Consider the following 24,675-nt stretch of genomic DNA (forward strand, 5'->3'; position numbering starts at 1 on the left):
TTTTTCCTTAAAAAAGCGATAGGGTAGAAAGGTGATAAAACAGGCTCTTACCCCGCGCTGGCTCGGTTTCTTGGCGTTAGTTCTTGCGCTCGTGACCGCGTTCGTCATGCTTTCTGCTTGGCAGCTCAACGCATCGATTTCTAACCGTGTGTACGCTGACCCTGATAAAGATAGGGTGCGCGCTTACACGGAGGTGATGAAAGCGAATGCTCCGTTGATTGCGCGAGAATCAGATACCGTGGTGAAGGCAACAGGTAGCTACGTGCCAGGGTCTTCGTATTTAGTAGCCAATCATTATGACGGGGATCAGCGCGGGTATTGGGTGGTGAGCCAGTTTGTGCCCGAGGACGGTCAGCAAGTTGAGCTGGCTACCTCCAGCGCTACGCGTAGCATTGCTGTTGCCCGTGCCTGGGTTGCGACGGCGGATGATGTACCTGCTGAGCCTGTAGGAAAGATTACTGTGGCAGGGCGCGTAGTACCCAATGAAGCCCCCGTACGTTCAAATTCTCTGGAGGGTGAGGGGGAGCGCGTCCTGGGGTCTGTAGCGACTGCCTACCTTAGTAATTTGTGGCAGGTGCCCCTTTACTCTTCTATTCTTACCGCTGCCACTGAGGTGCCGCAGGGCGAAGAACTTCTACTGACCGATGAGGGAACTATCGTAGCGGACGCCACGATTATAGGTGCTCACGAGAATGTCCGCCCTGTTAAACCGCACCAGGTTGAAGATGCCAGCTTCAATTGGCTCAATATCTTTTACTCTCTGGAGTGGATAGTTTTTGCAGGCTTTGCTCTTTATCTATGGTGGCGTATGCTCAAAGATTCCGTAGAGAAACAGGAAGATCCCGCCCAATATTTTGAGTACGACGGCGAATATTTCAAAGATGAAGAGAGCGGTCGCTACTATTACTGGGACCCCGCGGATCAAAAATATTATTTCTTTGATGAGGTACCAGGTGTAACAACCTCAACGTCTTTGGGTGTTTCTAACCCGCATTATCGAGCATAAAACTAGCAGAAAGTGAGCCATAGGTGGTAGCAGATCATCAAAAACCGGTTGGTCCCGTTGAACGTACCGACGGTAAAAAAGTAACTCTTGGCGAAGGCGGAGTCAGTAACGGACGCGGCGGTTTTACGGTGCGAAAGAAGTTTGGCGGTACCGAGTCGCAGATTAGGTCGGCGCTGACTTTCTATAAGTGGTGCGCTTGGATTTCGGGCACTTTCTTGTTGCTTCTGGTAGCTGAGATGATTTCTCGTTACGTTTTCGGTTATGACCTGGTAGCAGGTGCTACGGATGCTGCCACTGGCGAGACTGTCGCCTTGGGTTGGCTGAACCTTGAGACCGGTAACTTGACGGGCGGTCTGAACATCTCAACGTGGATTCTGATTATTCATGGTTGGTTCTACGTGATTTATCTGTTGTCGTGCCTGCGTCTGTGGTTGCTGATGCGCTGGGGTATTGCTCAGCTGATTGTGATGGCTCTGGGCGGTGTGGTGCCCTTCCTCTCTTTCATCGTGGAGAAAAAGATTCACCAGGAAACTCTTGCCTTAGTGGAAGCTAATCCGCAGGCGCTTAAACGCTACTAGGAGCCTCGACTCCTGGTAGCTTGCGGTTACTGCATCTTGTGGTGTTGTAGCTTAGAATTGTTTTATCCATGTTTGAGCGGTTGTAACGCTTGAACGCAACTCATTGACACTAAGGCAAAACAAGTGACCAACGCAGAAAATACCGTTGAGCTCAAAGAGCGCCCGGTACTTGTTGTTGACTACGGTGCACAGTACGCGCAGCTGATTGCTCGCCGCGTCCGTGAAGCCGGAGTTTACTCCGAAATCGTTCCTCACACCATGTCTACCGAGAAGATGCTGGCTAAAAACCCGGCTGCTGTGATTCTCTCGGGTGGCCCCTCATCGGTTTATGCTGAGGGCGCTCCTTCTGGTGATATTGCTCTGTTTGAGGCAGGTATTCCTGTCTTCGGCATTTGCTACGGGTTTCAGGTGATGGCTCATACTTTGGGCGGCACCGTTGCACAGACTGGTTTGAGTGAGTTTGGCGCAACTGATGCGACTTTGTGCGCTGCCGATTCGTCGTTCTTGACGGGTACCCCGCAGACTCAGAACGTGTGGATGTCACACGGTGACTCTGTAACTGAGGCACCTGAAGGCTTCACCGTGTTGGCACAGACCCCCGGTGCTCAGGTTGCGGCGTTCGTTAATACCGAGCGTAAGTTCGGTGGCGTGCAGTGGCACCCTGAGGTGAAGCACTCTGATTACGGTCAGGTTGCTTTAGAGAACTTCTTGTTCAACGTGGCTGGTTTGGAGAAGTCCTGGTCAACGGGCAACATCATTGAGGAACAGGTCGCGAAGATTCGCGAGCAGGTTGGTAGTGACCGCGTTATTTGTGCTCTTTCGGGCGGCGTTGATTCTTCTGTTGCTGCTGCGCTGGTTCATAAGGCTGTGGGTGATCAGCTGACCTGCTTCTTCATTGATCATGGTTTGTTGCGTGAGGGTGAACGTGAGCAGGTTGAGAATGATTACGCATCGACTATGGGCATTAAGATTGTGACCATTGATGAGTCGGAGCGTTTCTTGGACGCTTTGGCTGGCACCACTGATCCTGAGACTAAGCGTAAGGCGATTGGTCGCGAGTTTATTCGTTCTTTTGAGTCTGCTCAACGCAAGCTGATTGAGGAGGCTTCAGAGGACGGCGGCGATATTAAGTTCTTGGTTCAGGGTACTTTGTACCCGGATGTTGTTGAGTCGGGTGGCGGTGAGGGCGCCGCTAATATCAAGTCTCACCACAATGTGGGTGGTTTGCCTGAGGATATGACTTTTGAGCTGGTGGAGCCGTTGCGTACCCTTTTCAAGGATGAGGTGCGTGCGATTGGTCGTGAGCTTGGTGTGCCTGAGAAGATTGTGGCGCGTCAGCCGTTCCCTGGCCCCGGTTTGGGTATTCGCATTATTGGTGAGGTGACTCGTGAGCGCCTTGATATTTTGCGTGCGGCGGATGCGGTTGCTCGTGAGGAGCTGACTGCTGCTGGCTTGGATGAAGAGATTTGGCAGTGCCCTGTGGTGTTGTTGGCTGATGTTCGTTCGGTGGGTGTGCAGGGTGATGGTCGTACGTATGGTCATCCGATTGTGTTGCGTCCGGTGTCGTCTGAGGATGCGATGACGGCGGACTGGACGCGTATGCCGTACGATGTGCTGGCGAAGATTTCGAATCGTATTACGAATGAGGTTCGTGAAGTTAACCGTGTGGTTTTGGATGTGACGTCGAAGCCGCCGGGAACGATTGAATGGGAATAAAAGCAATTTTCGGCCAGTGGCCGAAACAAAAATTGCTTTTATTGATGCCGAGCACAGCGAAGCGGCGAGGCTAGAAGGGGGTCGGCGTGAGCCGACTCCTTTTGTTTTGTTCAGTTTTTCTGATTCTGTCGGTCTAGTTATCTATTGGTGACCGCCAAAAGTAATGCTGACCGCTAGATGTACGGTCAGCATTACTTTTGGCGGTCACCCCCTACTTCTGATGGTCACTTCTGAGTAGGGGAAAACCGTAAGGCCTCGCTCCTAGTGAAGGGGCGAGGCCTTTGGCATCCTTTTTATGAGTGTCTTCTCATACATTCACACCGGATGGTTGCTTTACGGTAGTCATGGGGATTTCACCGTAAAGCTGCTCGTGGTACGAGTTAGGGAAGTCCCCTACTACGAGTCATCTTATTTTAGGTGGTTTTTGCGGGTTTACCAAGGTTTTTGCGCGTAATGGTGGTTGTTAGTTGCTAAGGACTTTATAAACCTTCGCCTCATAGGGGCGCAGCGTTTGGTGGGCATCATCTGAGTAGTTGCTGATGACCAGCTGGGGGTTGTGCGCTGCGAGCTCGTAGGTTCGCTCTTGTTCCTGGTCGGTGAAGTTAGCGATAATAAGTAGCTTTTCGCCGTTGTCCGCGTGACGTTCGTAGGCGTAGACATCGGCGTCCTCTGTATCGAGGGGGACGAAGGTGCCGTAGACCATATGCTCTTTGAGTTCACCGCGGCGGAGCTTGATGAGCTGCTGATAGTAAGCAAAGACCGAGTTTTCGCGGTCTTGGGCATCGGCTGCGTTGACAGTGGGGTAGTTATCGTTAAGACCGATCCAGGGCTCAATGGTGGAAAATCCTGCGTATTCTGTTGAATCCCACTGAACAGGTGTGCGTGCGTTATCGCGTCCCTTGGCGTAGATAAGTTCCATGGCTTGCTCGTGAGTGAGAGTGCCCTGCTCGGTCACCATGTCGTGGTAGAAGTTGATAGAATCAAGGTCTTTGTAGTCCTCGATGCTATCGAACTGTACATTGGTCATGCCGATTTCTTCGCCCTGGTAAATGTAGGGGGTGCCCTGCATGAAGTGAAGGACGGTGGCAAGCATCTTGGCGGAGAGCTCACGGTATTCTTCGGCATCGTTGCCGAAGCGGGAAACAACGCGGGGCTGGTCATGATTGTTCCAGTAGAGCGAACCCCACGCTTTGCCTGCGAGCTCAGTTTGCCATGAATTGAGAATTTCTTTGAGCTCGCGCAGATCGAATTTTTGTAGGGACCATTTGCCCATGCCAGCTTCGGGGTCTGAGTCTACGCCCATGTGCTCGAAGTGGAAGATCATGTGCAGCTCATCAGATTCGAAACCTGCGTACTGGATGGCTTCGGCGGGTGGGGTTGCACTCATCTCGCCAACAGTCATGCAGTCATAGTGCGAGAAGGCTTCGCGGTTCATTTCGTGCATCCATTCGTGTACCCTGGTACCGTTTTCGATCACAAAGGGAATGGACGAGCTGTGCTTGGCGGGGTCTACGGAGGGGTCATCGGGTAGACCCTCGGGCTTGGAGATGATGTTGATGGCGTCCAGGCGGAATCCGTCGATGCCCTTATCTAACCACCAGCGGGTCATCTCGTAGATAGCTTCGCGTACCTTTGGGTTCTCCCAGTTGAGGTCTGGCTGCTTTTTGGAGAACATGTGCAGGTACCACTGGTCGGTGGTTTCATCGTATTCCCAGGCTCGTCCGCCGAATTCTGAGCCCCAGTTATTGGGAGGCAGCGGATTACCGTTCTCATCGGTGCCTGAAGAATCGCGCCAGTAGTAGAAATCGCGGTAGGGGTTGTCTTTGGATGAACGGGACTGCACAAACCATTCGTGTTCGTCTGAGGTGTGGTTGGCAACCATGTCCATGAGGATCTTAATGCCGTTGTCATGAGCGGTGGTGAGCAAGCGATCGAAGTCGTTCATGGTGCCGAATTCGGTCATGATGGCGTGGTAGTCGCTGATATCGTAGCCCATATCGTCGTTCGGTGAGCCGAAAACGGGGGAGAGCCAAATGACGTTGATGCCGAGTTCCGCGAGGTAAGGAATGCGGGAGGTGATGCCGGGGATATCACCGATGCCATCGCCATTTGAATCCTGGAATGAGCGGGGCCAGATTTGGTAGACGACTGCTTCTTTCCACCACTGTTTACCTGCGTTTGAAGTGTGAGCCACGGGGTCTTCCTTTCGAAGAAGAGAGTAAGAGCTAAAAGCAGAAAATAAGAAGTCTCCGGGGCAGGGTCTCATACACTGCCCCGGAGATGAAGGTAGGGTTTATGCCTTGAACGCGAACACTACGGATTCGTAGGGACGCAAGGTGTTGCCGGCGGGAGCGTCCTCGTAGTTGCTGATCAGTAGTTGGGTCTCGGTGAGGTCGTAACCGTAGTCGCGTTCGAGTTCTGCATCGGTAAAGTTGCTGATAACGAGCAGTACCTGCCCCTCAGATTCACCCTGACCGTAACGAAGGTAGGCGTAAACCTGGTTGTCATCAGCATCAAGTAGCTTGTAAGTGCCATTGACCACGATGGGGTGCGCGTGGCGCAGCTCGATGAGTTTCTTGTAGTGGTAGAACACCGAGTTCTCATCTGCCAACGCTTCTTTGGCGTTGATTTCGGTGTAGCGCGGATTGAGCTTGAGCCAGGGGCTGCCAGTGGTGAACCCGGCGTTCTCGGTGGTATCCCACTGCATGGGAGTACGGGCATTATCTCGCCCTGATGCCGAGATATAACGCATCATATCGTCGTGGCTAACAGCGCCCGACCCCACGAGTTTTTCGTAGGAGTCGTGGATTTCAAGGTCGTTGTAGTCCTTGATGTCATCAAAGAAAACATTGGTCATGCCCAGCTCTTCACCCTGGTAGATGTAGGGGGTGCCCTGCATAAAGTGCAAGGTAGTACCCAACATCTTTGCCGAGCGGACGCGGTGCTCGGGGGAATCGCTACCGAATCGAGAGACAGCGCGGGGCTGGTCGTGGTTGTTCCAGTACAGGGCGTTCCAGGCTTTGCCCGAAAGGTCGTCCTGCCACTTGGAGAGGATGCGTTTGAGATCCACCAGCTCAAAGCGGGTGTCATTCCACTTGCCCAGTTTCGCATCGGGGTTGGAGTCTACGCCCATATGCTCGAACTGAAAGAGGGTCTGCAACTCGTCGCGGTCAAAACCGGTGTAGAGCAGACCGTCGGCGGTGGTAACGAAAGGAGTCTCACCGACAGTGATAATGGGGTAGTGGCTCAGTACCTCACGGTACATTTCGTTGAGGAATTCGTGGACGCGCGGACCGTTAGCAGCCATCACCAGCGAGTCTGTTTTAGCACCAGCGGCTACCGCCGGATCATCAGGGTATGACTGGTCTTTGGAGATGAGGTTAATGACGTCCATACGGAAGCCCGCCACACCCTTATCGAGCCAGAAACGCATAAGATCGTAGACTTCTTCGCGTACCTTGGGGTTCTCCCAGTTCAGATCGGGCTGCTTCTTGGAGAAAAGATGTAGGTAGAACTGCTCGGTGGTTTCGTCCCATTCCCAAGCTGAAGGGGAGAAAGCTGCAACCCAGTTAGTGGGCGGAATCGGGGTGCCATCTTCTTCGAAACCAACCGCGTCCTTCCAGATGTAGTAGTCGCGGTAGGGGTTGTCTTTTGATGAACGGGACTGCACAAACCATTCGTGTTCGTCTGAGGTGTGGTTGACTACCAGATCCATTACGATTTTGATGTTGTGCTCGGTGGCTACCTTCAGCATCTCATCAAAGTCTGCCATGGTGCCGAACTCATCCATAATGTCGCGGTAATCCGAAATATCGTAGCCGTTATCATCATTGGGGGATTTGTAGACGGGTGAGAGCCAGATAGCATCAATGCCGAGGTTGGCTAAGTAAGGCATGCGGGTGGTGATACCGGGGATGTCGCCGACGCCGTCACCGTTAGAATCCTGAAAAGAACGAGGGTAGATCTGGTAGATAACAGGTTCTTGCCACCACTGAGTTGATACAGACACGGTATTTCGCTTTCTCTCGTTGGATTGGTAAAAGTTTGTTTAGTTAAAGAGCTGTTGGGGGTCGAAGTCCACCAGAACACCGGAGTGATCTGAAATTGCCTCGGGGCTGTTATCGGCAAAAACTACCCGGTGATAATCAACCTGTAGGGGCTGATCGGTGAAGATGAAGTCAATCCGCATCGCTTTGGTCGCTGTTTCCCAACCAGCGATTTTTTTGTGGACGGTGTATTCGCCCTCGCGTGCCTTTGCAAGGGGGTAGGTATCGTGCCACTGGCGTGAAATCACCTCAGCATAGCCTTCCTCAGGAGTCTCAGGATCATTGTTGAAGTCACCAGCGAGAATCACTGGAGCTTTGCCTGCCAGCTGCCTCAACTGAGAATCAAGTGATGCAAAATCTGAGGCAAAGAGATACTTATCTTCGATGAACCACCAGTTCATATGGGTGCTCGCCACCCAAAAACTGCCGTCAGCGTGAGGTATCTCTAGGGCAAGGGCAGTGCGTCGCCAAACCTGGCTGTAATCGTAAGAATCATCCATCACGATGGGTGCAACCTGACGAGGTTTAACCTTGCTGAATACGGCAACGCCCTCATCGTAAGCGTTCCACGCCTCGTGTGCATCTACCCACGACCAGTAGTAGGGCCTACCTAAGTCTTTGAGAAAATGCGCGAGGAGAAGACCAAAATTATCGTGGTGAACCGCTCGCTCAGTAGCCGAGAGATAGTATTCATCAGCGCTGATGGCGAGAGTCTCCTGGTGCTGATTGACTTCTTGCAAAGCAACAACATCAATATCTTCATCAATGATGAACTTCGCCAATGTCTTAATCTTGGGAATCTGGTGCAGCTCCACCCAGCTGTGGGTATTGAGAGTCAGAATTTTCATGGTTTTGAGTCAGCCTGCGCTTTTGAATAAATAGTGGTGATAGTTGATTCTGCTTGGCACAAAAGCCATCGGTTTCATCTTATGGACGAGCGACGTGCCATCCCGCTTTAAGTCGTAAATATATCGAAAGAACTTTTGCCGGTTTCTGTTACTGATGTGTCAAACGTTGAAACTATTGCCAAAACCATCGTGGCGTGGTGTTAAACACTCAGATACCATGTATTCTCTTCTTCGTTACTTGTCTCTTTCGATTGAGGATTAATCTGCCATGATGGAGAAAATCCAGAGGTTCGGCTCGGCAATGCTTGCCCCCGTCCTCATCTTTGCATTCGCCGGTCTTGCCGTCGGTATCGCAATTATTTGTAAAAATGAGCAGCTGCTCGGAAGCATCGCTGCTGAAGGTACCGGTTGGTACAACTTCTGGTCTGTCTGGGAGTCCGGCGCTTGGACTGTTTTCAACCAGATGGAACTTCTGTTCGTTCTTGGTCTGCCCATTGCTTTGGCTAAGCAGGCTCAGGCACGTGCGGTTCTTGAAGCCGGTCTGGTCTACCTGACCTTCAACTACTTCGTTGGCGCCATCTTGAGCATTTGGGGTACCAACTTCGGTATTGACTTTGAGCAGGACCTCTCAGAGGGTGCTGCCGGCACCGGTTTGAAGATGATTGCTGGTATCAAGACCCTCGACACCGGTATCTTCGGTGCAATCATCATCTCCGCTATTGTTGTGTGGTTGCATAACCGCTTCTTCAACACCAAGCTCCCCGACTTCTTGGGCATCTTCCAGGGCACCCAGTTCGTTTACGGTCTTGGCTTCTTCTTGATGATGCCCGTTGCTCTGTTCTTCTGCCTGGTATGGCCCACCATCCAGACCGGCATCGGCTCACTGCAGGGTCTGTTCATGGGCTCAGGCGTTTTCGGTATCTGGCTCTACGTCTTCCTGGAACGCATCCTGATTCCCACCGGTCTGCACCACTTCATCTACACCCCCTTCGTCTTCGGCCCCGCTGTTACTCCTAACGGCGTCACCAAAGACTGGGTTGCAGCTCTGCCCCAGATCGCTCAGTCAGCAGCTCCCCTCTCAGAGCAGTTCCCCGCAGGTGGCTTCGGTCTGCACGGTAACTCAAAGGTCTTCGCACCGCTGGGTATCGCCGCGGCGTTCTACACCACCGCGCGTCCTGAAAAGCGTAAAGAGACCCTCGCTCTGCTGATTCCTGTCTGCTTGACCGCAATCTTGATCGGTATCACCGAGCCCCTGGAATTCACCTTCCTGTTCCTGGCACCCCCGCTGTTCGCAGTACACGCTGTTCTGGCGGCAAGCATGGCGTCAGTCATGTACGTCTTCGGTCTGCGCGGCAACATGGGTGGCGGTCTGATCGACTTCCTGTTCCAGAACTGGATTCCGCTGTGGGGTAACCACTCAGGTACCTACATCTCGCAGATCGTCATCGGTCTAATCTTCACCCTGATTTACTTCGTAGTCTTCCGCTTCTTGATCCTCAAGTTCGACTTCAAGACCCCCGGTCGTGAAGCTGAGGGCGGCGAAACCAAGCTCTACACCAAAGCCGAGTACAAGGAAGCAAAGAAGGCAGGCACCCTGGGCGCAGCCGCTGCAGGCTCAACTGCTACCGCAGTTGATTCCAAGGATCCCTACAACCAGCGTGCAACTGACTTCTTGGCTTTGCTCGGTGGCGCTCAGAACATCACCTCGGTGAACAACTGCGCAACCCGTTTGCGTGTATCTGTTGATAACCCCGAGCTCGTTGCTTCTGAGACTGACTTCAAGGGTGCTGGCGCTCTTGGCTTGGTCAACAAGGGTAAGGCTTTGCAGGTTATCGTCGGTATGGACGTTCCTCAGGTTCGTGACCGTTTCGAAGAGATGGTTAACTCCAACAAGTAAACGTTCACTTCACTTTTTGAGTGAATGAACAAAGCTCCCGGTTAGCTTATATGCTGTACTATCGAAAGAATAGGTAGCATCGTAAGACACCGGGAGCTTTTGTTGGATTTGCAGGACATCGTCAATGCCCATCAGCACCGTTTTAGTGAGACGGAGCGCGATATCCTCGCTTTCATGCTGGAGAACGAGGAGTTCGTCAGTGAGGCTACTATTTCATCTCTTGCCCACCGAACCTTTACTTCTACGTCGAGTATTATTCGGCTGACTAAAAAGCTGGATTTTACGGGGTTTGCGGAGCTCAAATATTTCATCAAGTCGTCGTTGAATAAGCCGGTAGGCTCTCCTGAAAACTTTGTGGAGTCAGCAAAAGATGACATTGCCAAGACTTTTGAATTCCTTGAGGGATACGATTTAGCCCCGGCACTTGAGAAAATCCGACAAGCTCGCAGTCTTTACTGCTACGGCACCGGCTATGCCCAGCGCAACGCGGTGCAAGAATTTGCTAAATCTATGCTCTCGTGCGGACGCTTTACGCACGTGATCCCGGCTCACAATGAGTTTGCCGGCAGTGCTCACGTGATGACCGCCGAAGACCTTGTCATCATTGTTTCGCTTTCGGGCAATACAGAGCAGATTCGAGAGACGGTTAACTTACTGTCATTGCGGAAGATTCCCATGATTGTGGTGACCGCATTTGGCATGAACTATATGTCTTCGGTAGCGAACTTCAGTCTGCGATACGCCGCGACCCCGCGTCCTATCCCCATGCAACGCACCCCCTTTCATTCCTTTATTGGTCTCAACGTACTATTGGATTACGTGGTACGCCGCTATATTGACTTGATTGATCAAGATTTATAACTCCATGAACGCTATTTATAACTTTTTAGAAAATTCATCGCGCCTGAGAACTGTGCTTTTTTGGGTGTGGATGCTCAGCGCCGCTGGTTTTGTGCTTTTTGCCTATACACAGTCAATGACGGTGGGACAGAGCTTCAGTGAAACTCTGCAGCACCCTGCTATTGCTCTTTCATTTTTAGTGGCGTGTATGTCTGTGATTCAGTCGGTCATGCTGAAGGTCGCTGAGAGCGAGAACCCTCAAACGGTACGACTTTTTGGTATTTTCAGCGTGGTTCAGCAGATTCTGGTGGGCAACCTTATCGCCGCGCTCGTTGCTTTTTTCCTCGTGCGTTCTCTGCGCTTTGAAGACCGCACGGAGCAGTTCGCTCCGCAATGGAGGTGGGCGCTGGTCGGAGGTATGGTGCTGATTGGTGTCCTTACCCTCTTGACCCTTATTGCCCGCTATAACCAGATGACGCCGGGCAGCTAGTTTTTCCTTTTCTTATATCACCATTGGCATAAAGAGTGCGCCCTGTAGGGGCGATGACGTGTACTACGAAGGATTGTTTGAACGTGAGTGAATCCGCCCAGAATCAGCAACAAGACTACACCGCAGCAGATAGTTTTAATGAAGAAAGCGCTGCCGGTCTTGAGCGGTGGGCTGAGCAGATGGACCTGTACACCGGGCCTGACGCGCTGCTTGATTTCAACCAGGTTGATTACGTTCATATTGATTTGTCGAATGCTAACCCCTCTGGCGTCGCGCAGTTGATGATGGGGCGCAAAACTCGCCTCTCAACAATTTTGCGTGAGAAGTCCCTCTTGGAATCGGGGATGAGCGCGGCACGTGTTTTGCGGGCTAAGATTTTTGAGCTTGAGACAGAGCACGGTTTGGATGCCGGCTATTTTGTGGCTGGCACCGCCTCATGGCTTTCTCGTGATCTCGGATCAGCCCAACGGTTGGCTACCGAGAAACGGTTCATTGCCCCCATCTTGCTTGCACCTTTGGCTATTACCCCGCATACAAGCGGCGATGATTTTGAGTTGCGCTTGACGGGTGCCGCCAAACTGAATCCGGCATTGGTGCGTCAGCTGCGTAAAGAGTACAACATTGATTTGAGCAGCATGGATGTGGCTGCCCTGGCGAACTCAATGTCGCGCCTTGACCCTGAGCCTGTGATCGACCGTATGCGCTCATCCACCGCGAAGATCCCCGGCATGATGATTGAGTCGAAGTACCTGGTCTCCACCTTCGCCGATCTTAAAGAGAGCACCGGTGCCCTACCTGCTACAGCGCACACCAAAGTTGTGCGTGATCTCGCTGCCCTCAAATCAGGCATCGAGCTCTCCTCACACGCGCCCGTGGCGGTGAACCCGCTACCCCCAATTGATACACGTCCAGTAGCCGATGAATTCTTAGTTGCCGATGCAGATGCATCTGCCCAGGAGGTTGTAGATTTAGCTTCCAGCGGTCATTCTTTGGCTATCACCTCGGCACCCGGTACCGACGACATTCGCACGGCCCTTAATATTGCCTCTACTCTGATGAGCCAGAATAAATCGGTGCTGATTGTAGGGGAGAAGAGCTCTACTCTACGCACTATTGCCGCGCAAACCGCAGCGCTGGGTCTGGGCGATACCGTTTTTGACGTGCTCAAAGATAGAGAGAGCGAAGAAACCCGTCAGCTACTCATTCAAGCAATTGTACGCAATGAGAACGCTGTTGAACCTGATTATTCTGAGGTGTACGCTGAGCTTGAAACCACCCGCAACCAGCTCGCTGAGCACCTTAACGCTTTGAAATACACAGAGTCACGATGGGGCTGCTCACCCTTTGATGCGATGCAGACCCTGGCGGCGCTGACTGCACAGCAGCCTGCTCCTTCAACTCACGTTCGTTTCAACCGTGATGTCATGGACGCGCTCACCGACCGCTCCGCTACCACCCGACAGCTCGTGCGGTTGGGCGAACTGGCAGGCTACCGCTCGTCCACCCAATTTTCGCCTTGGCATCAAGCCACCCTCGTAGACACCCAGGAAAGCCAAGCTGCTCATGAGCTGGTGAAATCGCTGCACGAATCTATGACCAACCTTCGTGCCGCCATGAGCCTGATGGGCAACGAAACTGGTATGCGAACCGGCAACAGCCTTGAGCAGTGGAATGAACAGTTGGGTTTGCTAGAACGAATCCGCGAAACTCTCAAAGAGTTCACGGGTGATATCTTCGAACGCCCGGTGACCGATTTAATCGCTGCGACCGCCTCGGGTAGCTGGCGACGCGAACGCGGCATCGAGATGAGCACCATGCAACGCTCACGCCTGCGTAAAGCTGCCAAGGAATACATTCGCCCCGGCGTACACCTGGGCGATATTCACGATGCGCTGGTTGTGGTGCAAAGCCAGCGCGAAGAGTGGATTACCTGGGCAGCAGAGGGCAGCCTTCCTGTACCACCGGCAAACCTTGACGAATTGCGCGCTCATCATGATGAGTTGCGTGCCGAATTTACCGGTCTCGAACTCGTTCTCGAAAACAGCCCTCAGGGCAATGATTTTATTACCGCACCGGCGGCAGATATACTCAAACGCTTGAGTCACCTCATCGATGACGAATACCTGTTGCACACCCTGCCTGAGCGCGATGGCTTGATTCGTTCACTCACAGAACAGGGCCTCGGCGAGCTGCTGGATGACTTACGCGAGCGTCAAATTCCCGCTGAACACGCACCCGCTGAACTAGAGCTTGCCTGGTGGCAGACTGCTCTGGAAATGATGATCGCTTCGCAAGAAATTGAAATTCTTGACGGCAACCAGCTAAGAGAACTCGAAGCTCGCTTCCGCCGTGCAGACTACCGTCATATCGCGTCCACCCCTGCACGCTTGCTACACCGCTTGGCGATGCAGTGGCAAAAAGCGATCAGCGAGTACGCCGATGAAGCTGCATACCTTAAATCTCACCTGCGTGCCCACGAGTTTAGCCTTTATGAGATTCTCACCCACGCCCCGCACCTAGCCACTACTCTCTACCCTCTGTGGGTTTCTTCGCCCTTTGCTATCAGCCGCAAGATTCCTGCCCATCAACGCTTTGACACGGTGATTCTCTTGGACGCTGAATCGACCCCGCTGGCAGCTAACCTACCAGCGATTACTCGCGCAGACCAGGTCATTGCCTTCGGCGACTCGGTGAGCGGTCGCCCTGTACCCTTCATGGTGTCAGCAGTTGCCCACAACGCAGTGATGGACGTTGATGACAATTTGGAATCCACCATCGATGTGCTAGCAAAGATCGTTCCTCAGCGCTCGCTCGCCATCGTCAACCGTGCCATAGACCCCGCTCTCTTTAGCTACTTGAATGAGCACTACTACAACGGTCAGCTCATCCACTACCCCTGGGGTGAAGAAATCACCGAGAGCGTCGCGGGGCTCAGCGTGGAATACGTGAGCCTTGAGGGGCGTATGAGCGATAACGCCAGCATGGATTCCCCCTCCGTTGAGGTGGAGCAGGTGGGGTGGCGCGTCATTGAGCATGCCATCAAGCGTCCCCACCAGTCGCTGGCGGTCATTGCCTCTACCGCGCGTCATGCCCAGCGTATTGCTGATTTCGTGCGTCGAGCGTTGGAAAGCTACCCGCAGGCAGCTGGGTTCTTTGCCCCCGGTAAAGAACCTTTCCGCGTTGTCAATGTTGCCCGCGCCGAAACTATTGAACGCGATGTTGTTTTTGTGGCGCTGGGGTTCGGGCGCGCTCCGCATAAACCGGAGGTCCACTCTCTCGGGGAATTCTCGGAGGCACACGGTGGCAAGCATTTTGTAACAGCGATGACTCGTGCCCGCCACGAAACCCGCATCATCACCAGCCTGAGCCTGGACGATATGAACCCGGCTCTGCTCAAAGGGGGCGCACTCGATATATACCGTTTGATCCAGGAGTACTCACGCCAACAAGAAGCTGATACCGAAATGGCTTTCGGTGCGCAGATTACCGACAAGCTGCCAGCCAATGAGTTCTTGACGAACGATGCAATTGAGGCAACCGATATGGGAGACTGGCTACTCAACGATTTGGTGCGCCGTCTTAAAGAGCGCGGGGCTCGCGTTCACTCTTCTGAAAATAACGATATTTCTTTGGTTGTCACCGCTGAGGGAGAGTCCCTCTCTGCTGGTGCCATGCGCAGCCCGCGTGCCCGCGCTATGCTCCACGACGGGGCAAGTATGCGTATTCCCCTTGCTGTTTCCTCTGATGGGGCAGACTCTTGGGCTGACTTATCGGTGCGTGAACGTACCCGCCTTCTGCCTGAGCGTCTGGCACGCACCGGGTGGAACTATCTGACCCTGTGGACCATCGAAGTGTTCTCGGATCCTGAGGCTGTAGTGGAGCGTATGAGCACCTACCTGGGGATGGGGGAGCACAAGGCATCATGACCGAGAGAAAAGAGCCAGAGTACTCGTCTACCCCGCGTGCCCGGCGCGGCAATAGGCGAGCCACCGGCGGTAGCGCTGTCGGTGGTTCAGAACCCCGCCTTGCAGGACTGACTCCATCTGCTACCCCCGTGGAGCAATCACAGGATGCACAACGGGATGAATGGATGAAAGCCCAGAAACCTCCGCACTACGGCTTATAAACTAAAAATTACCTAACCACGAAAAACTCCGGTGGTTCTCACCCTGACAGGGTGAGAACCACCGGAGTTTTTGCTGCCGCGATGAGAGGCTGCAATAAACAGCGAAATTTTAGGAGTCCGCTGATTTTTTCGAGTCGTTAGCGTAGAAGCCTGACCCCTTAAAAACAACGCCTACGTTGCCGAATTTTTTACGCAACTGATCCTGGTCGCATTCCGGGCAGGTCTTGAGGGCATCTTCAGAGAAAGACTGGTGCTGTTCAAAAATATATTCGCAGTTTTTGCATTGATAAACATATACCGGCATAGGTAAAACTTCTTTCGCGATGTAGTGCTCAGACGTAAAATTTTCTGAAAATATCATACCGCGCCGCGGGAACCGGAGGGGACGGCGCCTAAGACAGAGGAGAAGACGTCAGCTTGTGTACTCCACTGGGAGTTAGCACAGCCTGTGCCCTGAAATCATGAGATTCTGCGGGGAGAGCGTCCAGCAACTCATGATCAAAAATAACGGCGTAGGTGCGTGCTCGCGCCGGGGTGCTCAGGGGCTGCGTCAGCAGGTCATAAAAGCCGCCGCCCTGACCCAAACGCGCGCCGTCAGACGCTACAGCTAGTGCCGGAATGAGGCGAAGATCAGCCTGAAGGAATGCTTCTGCCCCCAGGTCTTTGCCGGTTGGTTCTGCTATTCCCAGTGAGTTCGTGGAGGTTGTGCCCTGAGGCGTCCACTCTACCCACGCTAATTGGCGCTGAGCTTTAACCACCGGCACAATCACTTGGAGCCCTGTGGCGTACGCTGTGTGCAGGAGGGGGAGTATTGGCGGTTCTGTGTTCAGCGGAAGAAAAGCTGCAAGCACTGAGCTTGGGGCTAGACCTTCGATCAGCGGTACACCGGATGCCAAGAGCCCCTGAGCAACTTGCGATCCCTGCAAAAGACGGTGCTGACGTACGCGATTCTGACGAATATGAAACCTCAACAAAGATTTATTGTGTGAGGCACTCGATAAATGTGGCATAACCAGCCCCCGCTATATCATCAGCGAAATACTTCGCATTATCAGTTATCCTTTAAGTTATGACTGAAACTAATGTATCGCGTGCTATCACTAAAGCAGTAATTCCTGCTGCTGGTTTGGGCACCCGTTTTCTTCCCGCAACCAAGGCGACCCCTAAGGAAATGTTGCCTGTTGTTGACCGTCCTGCTATTCAGTATGTGGTGCAGGAAGCCGTAGACGCCGGTCTGACCGATGTACTCATGATTACCGGACGCAACAAGCGAGCCCTTGAGGATCACTTCGACCGCGTTCCCACTCTTGAGGAACAGCTTGAAGACCAAGGCAAAGATAAGCTGCTGCGTTCGGTGCGTGATACCAATGATTTGGGCGAAATCCACTACGTGCGCCAGGGCGATCCCAAGGGCTTGGGGCATGCTGTTTTGCGCGCTAAGGTACACGTGGGCAACGAGCCTTTTGCCGTGCTGCTGGGTGATGATCTCATTGATGAAAAAGATGACCTGCTGTCAGAGATGGTTGCTGTGCAGCAGAAGACCGGTGGCTCTGTCATTGCGCTGATGGAAGTTCCCGAAGACCAGATTTCAGCATACGGTTGTGCTGCGATTTCTCAGATTGAGGGCGAAAACTTCTTTAAGGTCTCAGAACTTGTTGAAAAGCCTGCCGTAGAAGAAGCACCCTCAAACTACGCCGTAATCGGACGCTATGTATTGGCACCTCAGGTTTTTGAGGTTCTTGAAAACACCGCTCCCGGTCGTGGCGGTGAAATTCAGCTCACCGACGCCCTGCAGACTCTTGCTAAGGGCGAGAGCGAAGGTGAAGGCGTTTACGGTGTTGTCTTCAAGGGTCGTCGTTTTGATACCGGCGACAAGCTCAGCTACCTCAAGGCGAACATTATTCTCGCTGCAGAACGCGAAGACCTGGGCCCTGATTTGCGTGCCTGGGTTAAAGAATTCGCTGCTGAACTTTAGAAAATAAAGAACGTCAGAAGCTGAAGAGATCGGTGGGGTGACTATGTGTCGCTCCACCGATTTTTTATGACACACTTGATTAGTCACACATGTGTAATTTCGGTAAAGTGATAGAAACACCCAGCGGGGGTGTTCGCAAGAGTTTAAAAGGGGTGGGGTCTGATATGACTTCTGTGGTTGGCGCATCGAGTCTTCTCGTAATCATCGCCGGTGTCATTATCTGGTTTTCTCAATCGCGCTTTAAAACCCCGCTTTTTGAGGCTATTAACGCTGAAAAGTTTGCTTCTGACGTCATTGACGGGCAAGAAGAAAACCCCTCCCACCCTCTAGTCGCTGACGAAAATCCGGCTCAGTCTTTCATTCTCAAAAAAGGTCGCACTGCGATTTTTGTTGCCGCAGCAATCTGCCTGCTGTTGGCTTTGCTTACCGCCCTTGCCACACCGTTTACCGCTGTTAGCTGGTGGGTGCCCCTGCTCTTGGGTGGCTTTAGCTTTACTGGATTAGCTACCCTACGAGCACTGGCAGTGGCAGATATGAAGAAGAAGTCTGTCTCTTTCGCAGAGCGCGGGGACGCGCGTCCGCGCTCGATGAATCTTACGGTAGCAGAGGCAGTCGCTCACGAGGAAAATCCTGTTGAGATGGCAGCTCCTTACGAGACTGAGCGGGTCTACCGCCCGGCTGCTGTAGCCTCAGCGGCTAAAAATCTGCGTCGTGCGCGTACTCACCGCCCGGTTGAACATCGCAGGGTGGATGCCGCTGCCGTTGAACCTGAGGTGTTGGGGCCCAATGATGCACCTGCACGCTACGAGGCGCACCGTAGTTTTGAGGTGCCTGCTGCTAATACATGGACTCCGGTTGAGGTGCCTGTTCCCACCTATTTGGAGGCTGAGGTGGTGTATGCAGAAAGAACTGTTGAACCGTTGCAGGCACCGGCTCCTGTGCATGCTGAGTCGAAGACCGTTGTTGAGGCGGCAGCGCGCGGCAGCAAGAGCATTGATTTGGATCAGGTATTGAACCGCCGCCGAGCGTAAGAGAACCTCTCTTATACATTTTTTTTGGGGGGGGGTAAAGTAAAAGATAAGGGCCAGAACTCCGTTGTTGGGGGTTCTGGCCCTTGGCATCACACACGCAGAAGAAAAAAGTTTCCTCATACCGTCTAGCTCAAACTTCCCACAAGCTGAACTATTTGGTAATAAAAATATAACCTAATTCTGTGCCTCTTGTATAGTCTCAACAGAGAAAAAGTTTGAAAAACCTAATCTTTTACTTAGGTAAGCCTTCATCTATCGCTGTCTGCCCGCCCCAACGTGCCCCACGGCACCTGTCAACTACAGCCTTTAGCCGGTAAACTGGTGCAGATGAAAGAGTGGATCGATAACCTGAGCCTGGTGGGAGCCGTTAGCTTCTTCTGGGCTGTGGGTATTGTGCGAACCAGCATTGTCTACAGCTTAGGTAGGCTTGCTGCATCCGGTGGTCAACGCTGGGAGCGCGTCCGCTCAGTGTTCAAACACCCCGCCTACCAGCGAGCCCAAAAGCTGGTGAACACCTGGGGAGTACTGGCCGTGCCTGCCTGTTTTCTTACCGTGGGGCTCCAAACCGCGGTCATTATGACCACCGGGTTCACTAAAATGCCGCTCGTACGATGGATCCCGGCAATGCTAGCGGGCACTCTCATCTGGGGGAGCATCTACGGCACCGTAGGTATGGCAGTAGTATGGGCGTGGTTAGAGCGTCCCTGGATAGCGGCACTACTGGCTGTAGCTGCGCTCATCTCTGTTTTTCTTCTGGTGCGCCGAAAGCACCGCCGAGCCTCTCACCTTCACACCCATTCGCTGCACACCCTGCCCGCTACAACGTTGAGAGAGAAGACCCATGACTGAAATACCGGTAGAAGACGTCACCGCTGCTGAGCGTTTGCCCCTCGTAGCAGAAGAACATGCCCCGCTACTGGCAGACCACGATGTTTTTGAACGCCTGCACTCTTTTGACGCGCACGCCTACCCCATGCGGGTGGGGTTCGTGCCCGGTGTGATGCCGGGTAAATGGTTTGGGCGCTGGCATGACCGCTACGGGCAGGTGCGCCCGCTGGCTGAAATTCCTCTCGCCGAAAAAGCTGGGTTAGCGGCTCTCGATGGCTTCGCCCGTATGGTCTTGATACGCCCCGAACACGAACCGGTCTCTGCTGATAAAGACCGCTACCACCGCATTGAGCTTTACCGTGAACAACAGGTGGTGGTGATGCCGCAGGACCACCTTCTCAGTATTCTCGACGAGGTTCCGGTTGCTGAACTCGCTGAAGAATTTTTGTTGCAGGAACCCGAGACTGTACCTGAGTGGGCTGCTGCTTCTGAGCCCTACCGCGCGTCCAACCCTCAAAAACTTCCGCAGATGCGCCACACCAAGGACGCAGTGGAGCTGGTGGCTGCCGGTTTGGGGCTGTTGATTGTTCCGCTTTCTATTGCCCGTCTGTACCACCGTAAAGATCTCACCCACCGCCCGGTGCCTGATATCAAAACTAGCGCTGTTGCTTTGGTGTGGAAGCGTGAGTTCCGCGAAGATATTGATGAGGCAATGGTGCAGGACTTCGTGGGCATTTGCCGCGGGCGCACTGCCGCTTCAGACCGCGGAACCGATAGTAAGCAACAGGCGCTAGAGAAAAAACGCAAAGAGAAAGAAGAAGCGCAGCGTAAGCGTCGAGCCGCTAATGCCCGCCGTGAGGAGCAAGACCGTAAAGCGCGTAACGCTCGCAAAAACGGAAATGCCCGCCAGCACAGCGCCCAGAAGGCGAAGGTGACGGGCAAACCCGGTGGCAAGAAACGCCGCTAAATACGACTAGGCTGTGGTGCCTGTGCCAGTGGAAGTCGGCGCTACAGCAGTCGGCGGGGTGCCATCTGCCGAACGCACCACCGACTGGTTGAGTAGGGGAATGCAGTAGCCAGCAGCGTCCAAGGCTTGCTTGAGCTCTAAACGCAGGACGCGCGCAACCGTCCACTGCTCGGAGGGAGCGGTTTTTACCGTCACTCGAACGATCATCGATTCTCCGCTGACCTTTTCAACGCCTCTGATCTCAGGCTTTCCCACAACGTGTTCGCTGATGTCGCTGGATTCTACAGCTCGTTGGGCGGCGCTGAGCAGAACCTCATTAACCTTGCCGATATCAGCGTCGTAGGGAACAGGCATATCAATGTTGGTACGCGCCCAACCCTGGGATGAGTTTCCGACGCGCAGAATTTCGCCGTTTCGTACATGCCAGAGGGTGCCATTGATATCGCGTACCTGTGTGGTGCGAAGACCCACAGCCTCTACCTCGCCCGAGGCTTCGCCCAAATCGACCCAGTCGCCAATGCCTAACTGGTCTTCTGCGACGATGAAAATACCGGTGAGGTAATCCTTGACAAGCGATTGTGCGCCGAAGGAAAGAGCAACACCGACGACGCCGGCTGAGGCGAGAACGGGGGCGATATTGAAACCCAGTTCTGCGATAATCATGACGATTGCCATCGCCCAAATGGCAATGGAGGCTACTGATCGTAAGACTGAACCTACCGTTTTGGCGCGTTGGGCCTGGCGGGTATTCGAAATGCCGGTGTCTTGCATCCAGCGTCCCACCCCGGTGCCACCGGAGATAATGCGTGCGTGCGTACCGCGAGCAATGGATGCTGTGATGTGCTTGATGACCAGGCGTACCAGGGCACTCACGAACAGCGCTACCACAATAATGAGCAGGATGCGCAGGGGTTTTCCCAGCCAGAAATCGAGACTGCTCAGATCGTCAATAATCGAATCCATGAAAGTAACAGGTTGCGCGTTCTGCGCAATGATAGTTTGAAAACTCATACTTCAAGCCTAGCTGACTGATGCACCTGAGGAGTCTTCATAAGGATGCATTATAAGGGATCAGCCTTTACTATGGAAAGTATGCCGCTTTCTATGGATACTCGCCCTTCAGCTTACGCAGTCATTATTGAGCAGGGAAAGATTCTTCTGACCCGCTGGGTGCCTGCCGACCGCAGAAACTCTCCTGCTTGGACGCTGCCCGGTGGAGGCATGGACCCCGGCGAGCAGCCCTACGACACCGTGGTGCGTGAGGTTTACGAAGAAACGGGCTATGACGCAGCCCCCGAGGACCTCTTGGGCGTGGACGCGGGTTATTTTGACCCCAACGCCGGTTCGGAGAACGTTTTTTGTGCGCTGCGCATCGTTTACCGCGCACATATTGAGGGCGGCACTTTGCGGCACGAAATTGATGGTTCATCTGATGAAGCTCGGTGGGTGCCTATTGCCGATCTTGACAAGATCCAGAAGGTACACCTGGTTGATGCTGCGGCAACCATGATGGGGTACGCCAACAGCACCGACTGGGCACGCCGTTTTCGCGAACGCCAGCTGAGCCGGTAGGTGCAGTGTGAAGAGTAGGTTTCTTGCCGGTACTTGTTCAGCTTTGGTCTTGCTCTTATCGGCGTGCGTCCCCACAAAGCCAGCTATTACGGTTGTTCCAGAAGCTACGTCCTTTGGGACCATCACTATCTCAGCCGGTATTTCCCATGAAACAAAGATGGTCGCTCACCTCTATGCCTTTGCCCTCAAAGAGGCGGGGTACACGGTCGAAATTACCGACACCGGCAACACACGTGCCGAGTATTTAGAAGCTATGCAGGCGCGTCCTCTCACAGCCCAAGATGTAGCGGCGCCACCTATACTGGCAAGCCCCGAAGTCTCTGCGCGATCTACCGCCACCAACAACCCCCAGACCGTTGATATCACCCCCGACTACACGGGCAACTTACTCTTACACCTGACAGCCGAGGGCACCCTCAGCCCCACCGATATAGCTGCGGCAAAAGACCGTGCTACAAGAGTACCCACGGTTGAACCCAGTACCACCGCAAGCGCCTCAGCTAGCGCCACTGCGAGCCCAAGCTCCAGCGCGGTTGCTACTGAGCCGCCCCTGAACGTCCGAGGCATGTCTAGCAGCGACATCATCTCGGCCCTCGACAAAGCACTGCCCCTTGACACCTCTCTTCTCAACGCCGCCACCGCAGAAAACAAGGACGCTCTGGTGGTCACCCGCGCCACCGCTGAGAAGTACGGCATCAACTCCATCGCAGACATAGCCAAACACTGCCCCGACCTGACTCTGGGGGCACCCGCGACTTTTGAGCACAGAAGTCACGGGCTGGACGCGCTTAAGACGGTCTACGGGTGCGAGCCGAAAAAGTTTGTGGCGGTCAATAACCAGGGCGAGCTATCAGATCAACTAGCCAACGATACAGTGCAAATCGCTGATATTTTCACCAGCTCACCAGACATTGAAGACAACGCATTTGTGGTGCTAGAAGACAACGCCAACAATTTTATTGCCCAGCAAATTGTGCCAATGATACGCACTGACGAAGTGCCCCAGGGCGCTCGGGACGCCATCAACACTGTATCTGGCAGACTCACCACCCAGGATCTCGTCAGGCTCGGCAGACTTACCACCGGTGAGAACTCTATTACGCACCAAGAGGCGGCAATGTTCTGGTTTGACAGCCTGACGGAGTAATCTATATCGCATGGCAGTTTACAAGCAGTCCAAGAAGCTACAGAACGTTCTTTACGATATTCGCGGTCCCCTGCTCGAAGAAGCAGAACATATGGAGTCACGCGGGCATCGTATTCTCAAACTCAATATCGGTAACCCAGCCCCCTTCGGCTTTGAAGCGCCCGATGCCATCATGATGGACATCATTCAGCACCTACCCGAAACCCAGGGGTACTCAGATTCTCGTGGCCTGTATACAGCCCGCACCGCCATCGTGCAGTACTACCAGACCAAAGGTATCCTCACCATGGAGCCCAACGATGTCTACCTGGGCAACGGGGTATCAGAGCTGATCCCCATGACCTTGCAGGCTCTGCTCGATACAGGGGATGAGATTCTGGTGCCGATGCCGGATTACCCGCTGTGGACAGCCTCAACCGCTCTAGCCGGTGGTAAACCCGTCCACTACCGTTGCGACGAAGAAAACGGTTGGTTCCCAGATATCGAGGATATCGCCTCGAAAATTACCTCCCGCACCAAGGGCATCGTCATTATCAACCCGAATAACCCCACCGGTGCGGTCTACTCGAAGGAAATTCTAGAAAGCATCGTTGAGCTGGCGCGTGAGCACGGGCTAGTGGTATTCGCCGATGAAATCTACGAAAAAATTACCTACGAGGACGCGCAGATGATTCATACCGCATCCATCTGCGGTGATGACGTGCTGTGCCTGACTTTCTCGGGGCTTTCCAAAGCCTACCGCGTGTGTGGTTACCGTGCGGGCTGGGTTGCTATCACCGGCCCCAAGTGGCAGGCAACCGACTATCTTGAAGGTATTCAGCTGCTCGCATCCATGCGCCTGTGCGCCAACGTGCCCGGTCAGCACGCCATTCAGACTGCTTTGGGTGGCTACCAGTCGATTAATGAACTGATTTTGCCCGGTGGACGCCTGATTGAACAGCGCGATCTAGCCTACAAAATGCTCAGTGACATGGAAGGCATCACCGTTAACCAAGCAGAGGGCGCGCTCTACCTGTTCCCCAAGCTCGACGTTGATCACTTCAACATCACCTCAGATGAACAGTTCGCTCTAGACTTGTTGCACGAACAAAAAATTCTCATCAGCACAGGCACAGCTTTCAACTGGGATCAGCCAGATCATTTCAGACTGGTCTTCTTGCCCGATACTCAGACCCTGCACTCAGCCCTTGAACGTCTCGGAAACTTCTTGGCTGAGTACAAGCAAAACTAGCCCGCGCGCCGGTGCCTGCTTAACCCATATAAAAATCCCACGCTAGTGTATGTACAGCGTGGGATTTTTATAACAGATTTTTAGACGACGCTGCTGCGAGCGGTGCTAGGAGTTGTTGTGCTCTTGCTGATTATTCTGAGCTGCCTGCAACCGCGCCTGAGCACCATCTAGCCATGCTTCACAACGAGCCGCCAGTGCCTCACCGCGTTCCCAGAGAGCGATAGAATCCTCCAACGAAGACGCCCCAGATTCCATACGCTGCACCACCTGCATGAGTTCTGCACGCGCCTGCTCGTATGACAGCTGCTCTACCGGAGCACCGCCGGTTGAATCATTAAAAGTAATATTTTCGCTCATTATTATGCCTTTCATAGCCA

At 53.5% G+C, this 24,675-nt stretch carries 22 protein-coding genes; 15 read left to right on the forward strand and 7 right to left on the reverse strand.

Going from position 1 to position 24,675, the window contains the following annotated elements:
* Positions 1-31: 31 nt before the first annotated feature.
* From JR346_RS03170 to guaA, 3 genes are all read left to right on the forward strand, one after another.
* On the forward strand, positions 32-1,006 hold the full coding sequence (locus tag JR346_RS03170; protein WP_205483152.1) for an SURF1 family protein: 975 nt from the start codon (positions 32-34) through the stop codon (positions 1,004-1,006).
* A 23-nt stretch (positions 1,007-1,029) separates the two neighbouring features.
* Entirely contained in the window at positions 1,030-1,584 is a 555-nt protein-coding gene (locus JR346_RS03175) for a DUF3817 domain-containing protein (RefSeq protein ID WP_204877137.1), read from the forward strand.
* Between the two features lie 123 nt (positions 1,585-1,707).
* Positions 1,708-3,300: a glutamine-hydrolyzing GMP synthase gene (guaA, locus tag JR346_RS03180; RefSeq protein WP_205483154.1), complete on the forward strand. Its 1,593-nt coding sequence runs from the start codon at positions 1,708-1,710 to the stop codon at positions 3,298-3,300.
* Positions 3,301-3,763: 463 nt separating this feature from the next.
* Here the strand turns inward: guaA and JR346_RS03185 are convergent, their stop codons facing one another.
* From JR346_RS03185 to JR346_RS03195, 3 genes are read right to left on the reverse strand one after another with little or no spacing between them, the layout of a single operon-like run.
* On the reverse strand, positions 3,764-5,566 hold the full coding sequence (locus JR346_RS03185) for an alpha-glucosidase (protein ID WP_205483156.1): 1,803 nt from the start codon (positions 5,564-5,566) through the stop codon (positions 3,764-3,766).
* A 27-nt stretch (positions 5,567-5,593) separates the two neighbouring features.
* Positions 5,594-7,309, reverse strand: coding sequence for an alpha-glucosidase (locus JR346_RS03190; protein ID WP_205483159.1), 1,716 nt, complete (start codon positions 7,307-7,309; stop codon positions 5,594-5,596).
* A 39-nt stretch (positions 7,310-7,348) separates the two neighbouring features.
* Positions 7,349-8,194 carry an endonuclease/exonuclease/phosphatase family protein gene (locus JR346_RS03195; RefSeq protein WP_204877133.1) on the reverse strand — a complete coding sequence of 282 codons (846 nt, stop codon included), beginning with the start codon at positions 8,192-8,194 and terminating at the stop codon, positions 7,349-7,351.
* A gap of 268 nt (positions 8,195-8,462) precedes the next feature.
* On the opposite strand from JR346_RS03195, the gene JR346_RS03200 reads away from it, so the two are divergent.
* The 5 genes from JR346_RS03200 to JR346_RS03220 all read left to right on the forward strand — a co-directional run bounded on the left by JR346_RS03200 (position 8,463) and on the right by JR346_RS03220 (position 15,547).
* Entirely contained in the window at positions 8,463-10,091 is a 1,629-nt protein-coding gene (locus tag JR346_RS03200) for an alpha-glucoside-specific PTS transporter subunit IIBC (RefSeq protein WP_205483161.1), read from the forward strand.
* Positions 10,092-10,193: 102 nt separating this feature from the next.
* Positions 10,194-10,952, forward strand: coding sequence for a MurR/RpiR family transcriptional regulator (locus tag JR346_RS03205; protein WP_204877224.1), 759 nt, complete (start codon positions 10,194-10,196; stop codon positions 10,950-10,952).
* Between the two features lie 4 nt (positions 10,953-10,956).
* Complete coding sequence (locus tag JR346_RS03210; protein WP_205483163.1) at positions 10,957-11,421, forward strand: hypothetical protein; 465 nt, start codon at positions 10,957-10,959, stop codon at positions 11,419-11,421.
* Between the two features lie 83 nt (positions 11,422-11,504).
* Positions 11,505-15,347: a DNA helicase gene (locus tag JR346_RS03215; protein WP_205483165.1), complete on the forward strand. Its 3,843-nt coding sequence runs from the start codon at positions 11,505-11,507 to the stop codon at positions 15,345-15,347.
* Positions 15,344-15,547 carry a hypothetical protein gene (locus JR346_RS03220; RefSeq protein ID WP_204877129.1) on the forward strand — a complete coding sequence of 68 codons (204 nt, stop codon included), beginning with the start codon at positions 15,344-15,346 and terminating at the stop codon, positions 15,545-15,547. The genes JR346_RS03215 and JR346_RS03220 overlap by 4 nt, the downstream gene beginning before the upstream one ends.
* 109 nt (positions 15,548-15,656) lie before the next feature.
* Here JR346_RS03220 and JR346_RS03225 read toward each other — a convergent pair whose 3' ends face one another.
* Both JR346_RS03225 and JR346_RS03230 read right to left on the reverse strand, forming a co-directional pair.
* Entirely contained in the window at positions 15,657-15,851 is a 195-nt protein-coding gene (locus JR346_RS03225; protein ID WP_204877128.1) for an FmdB family zinc ribbon protein, read from the reverse strand.
* A gap of 88 nt (positions 15,852-15,939) precedes the next feature.
* The gene (locus JR346_RS03230; protein ID WP_205483167.1) at positions 15,940-16,557 is read right to left on the reverse strand and encodes a 5-formyltetrahydrofolate cyclo-ligase; all 618 of its coding nucleotides are present in this window, start codon (positions 16,555-16,557) and stop codon (positions 15,940-15,942) included.
* Between the two features lie 59 nt (positions 16,558-16,616).
* On the opposite strand from JR346_RS03230, the gene galU reads away from it, so the two are divergent.
* The 4 genes from galU (at position 16,617) to JR346_RS03250 (ending at position 20,348) form a co-directional block, all read left to right on the forward strand.
* Positions 16,617-17,522: a UTP--glucose-1-phosphate uridylyltransferase GalU gene (gene galU / locus JR346_RS03235; protein WP_205483169.1), complete on the forward strand. Its 906-nt coding sequence runs from the start codon at positions 16,617-16,619 to the stop codon at positions 17,520-17,522.
* 164 nt (positions 17,523-17,686) lie between these two features.
* A complete protein-coding gene (locus JR346_RS03240; RefSeq protein WP_205483171.1) occupies positions 17,687-18,553 on the forward strand; it encodes a hypothetical protein in 867 nt (288 codons plus the stop codon).
* A 327-nt stretch (positions 18,554-18,880) separates the two neighbouring features.
* Entirely contained in the window at positions 18,881-19,402 is a 522-nt protein-coding gene (locus JR346_RS03245; protein WP_205483173.1) for a DedA family protein, read from the forward strand.
* Positions 19,395-20,348: a LysR substrate-binding domain-containing protein gene (locus tag JR346_RS03250; RefSeq protein WP_205483175.1), complete on the forward strand. Its 954-nt coding sequence runs from the start codon at positions 19,395-19,397 to the stop codon at positions 20,346-20,348. Before JR346_RS03245 ends, JR346_RS03250 begins: the two co-directional genes overlap by 8 nt.
* Positions 20,349-20,354: 6 nt before the next feature.
* Here the strand turns inward: JR346_RS03250 and JR346_RS03255 are convergent, their stop codons facing one another.
* Positions 20,355-21,359, reverse strand: a complete 1,005-nt coding sequence (locus JR346_RS03255) for a mechanosensitive ion channel family protein (protein WP_239478688.1) — start codon at positions 21,357-21,359, stop codon at positions 20,355-20,357.
* Positions 21,360-21,452: 93 nt separating this feature from the next.
* On the opposite strand from JR346_RS03255, the gene JR346_RS03260 reads away from it, so the two are divergent.
* The 3 genes from JR346_RS03260 to JR346_RS03270 are packed head-to-tail and all read left to right on the forward strand — an operon-like array spanning position 21,453 to position 24,298.
* Positions 21,453-21,920 (forward strand): NUDIX hydrolase, encoded by a 468-nt coding sequence (locus JR346_RS03260; protein WP_205483177.1) that lies wholly within the window; start codon positions 21,453-21,455, stop codon positions 21,918-21,920.
* 7 nt (positions 21,921-21,927) lie between these two features.
* Positions 21,928-23,067 carry an ABC transporter substrate-binding protein gene (locus JR346_RS03265; protein ID WP_205483179.1) on the forward strand — a complete coding sequence of 380 codons (1,140 nt, stop codon included), beginning with the start codon at positions 21,928-21,930 and terminating at the stop codon, positions 23,065-23,067.
* 10 nt (positions 23,068-23,077) lie between these two features.
* Positions 23,078-24,298 (forward strand): pyridoxal phosphate-dependent aminotransferase, encoded by a 1,221-nt coding sequence (locus tag JR346_RS03270; protein WP_204877120.1) that lies wholly within the window; start codon positions 23,078-23,080, stop codon positions 24,296-24,298.
* A 105-nt stretch (positions 24,299-24,403) separates the two neighbouring features.
* On the opposite strand, the gene JR346_RS03275 is transcribed toward JR346_RS03270, so the two are convergent.
* On the reverse strand, positions 24,404-24,655 hold the full coding sequence (locus tag JR346_RS03275) for an exodeoxyribonuclease VII small subunit (RefSeq protein WP_204877119.1): 252 nt from the start codon (positions 24,653-24,655) through the stop codon (positions 24,404-24,406).
* Between the last annotated feature and the right edge of the window lie 20 nt (positions 24,656-24,675).

It is taken from the genome of Rothia sp. ZJ932 (assembly GCF_016924835.1).
Taxonomy (GTDB): Bacteria; Actinomycetota; Actinomycetes; order Actinomycetales; family Micrococcaceae; genus Rothia.

Excerpts from the sequence above, each read along its gene's own strand:
- JR346_RS03185 (WP_205483156.1), bottom strand. The coding sequence starts at position 5,566 with ATGAGACCCTGCCCCGGAGACTTCTTATTTTCTGCTTTTAGCTCTTAC.
- JR346_RS03195 (WP_204877133.1), bottom strand. The coding sequence starts at position 8,194 with ATGAAAATTCTGACTCTCAATACCCACAGCTGGGTGGAGCTGCACCAG.
- JR346_RS03200 (WP_205483161.1), top strand. The coding sequence starts at position 8,463 with ATGATGGAGAAAATCCAGAGGTTCGGCTCGGCAATGCTTGCCCCCGTC.
- JR346_RS03210 (WP_205483163.1), top strand. The coding sequence starts at position 10,957 with ATGAACGCTATTTATAACTTTTTAGAAAATTCATCGCGCCTGAGAACT.
- JR346_RS03220 (WP_204877129.1), top strand. The coding sequence starts at position 15,344 with ATGACCGAGAGAAAAGAGCCAGAGTACTCGTCTACCCCGCGTGCCCGG.
- JR346_RS03225 (WP_204877128.1), bottom strand. The coding sequence starts at position 15,851 with ATGCCGGTATATGTTTATCAATGCAAAAACTGCGAATATATTTTTGAA.
- JR346_RS03230 (WP_205483167.1), bottom strand. The coding sequence starts at position 16,557 with ATGCCACATTTATCGAGTGCCTCACACAATAAATCTTTGTTGAGGTTT.
- galU (WP_205483169.1), top strand. The coding sequence starts at position 16,617 with ATGACTGAAACTAATGTATCGCGTGCTATCACTAAAGCAGTAATTCCT.
- JR346_RS03240 (WP_205483171.1), top strand. The coding sequence starts at position 17,687 with ATGACTTCTGTGGTTGGCGCATCGAGTCTTCTCGTAATCATCGCCGGT.
- JR346_RS03245 (WP_205483173.1), top strand. The coding sequence starts at position 18,881 with ATGAAAGAGTGGATCGATAACCTGAGCCTGGTGGGAGCCGTTAGCTTC.
- JR346_RS03250 (WP_205483175.1), top strand. The coding sequence starts at position 19,395 with ATGACTGAAATACCGGTAGAAGACGTCACCGCTGCTGAGCGTTTGCCC.
- JR346_RS03255 (WP_239478688.1), bottom strand. The coding sequence starts at position 21,359 with ATGAGTTTTCAAACTATCATTGCGCAGAACGCGCAACCTGTTACTTTC.
- JR346_RS03260 (WP_205483177.1), top strand. The coding sequence starts at position 21,453 with ATGGATACTCGCCCTTCAGCTTACGCAGTCATTATTGAGCAGGGAAAG.
- JR346_RS03270 (WP_204877120.1), top strand. The coding sequence starts at position 23,078 with ATGGCAGTTTACAAGCAGTCCAAGAAGCTACAGAACGTTCTTTACGAT.
- JR346_RS03275 (WP_204877119.1), bottom strand. The coding sequence starts at position 24,655 with ATGAGCGAAAATATTACTTTTAATGATTCAACCGGCGGTGCTCCGGTA.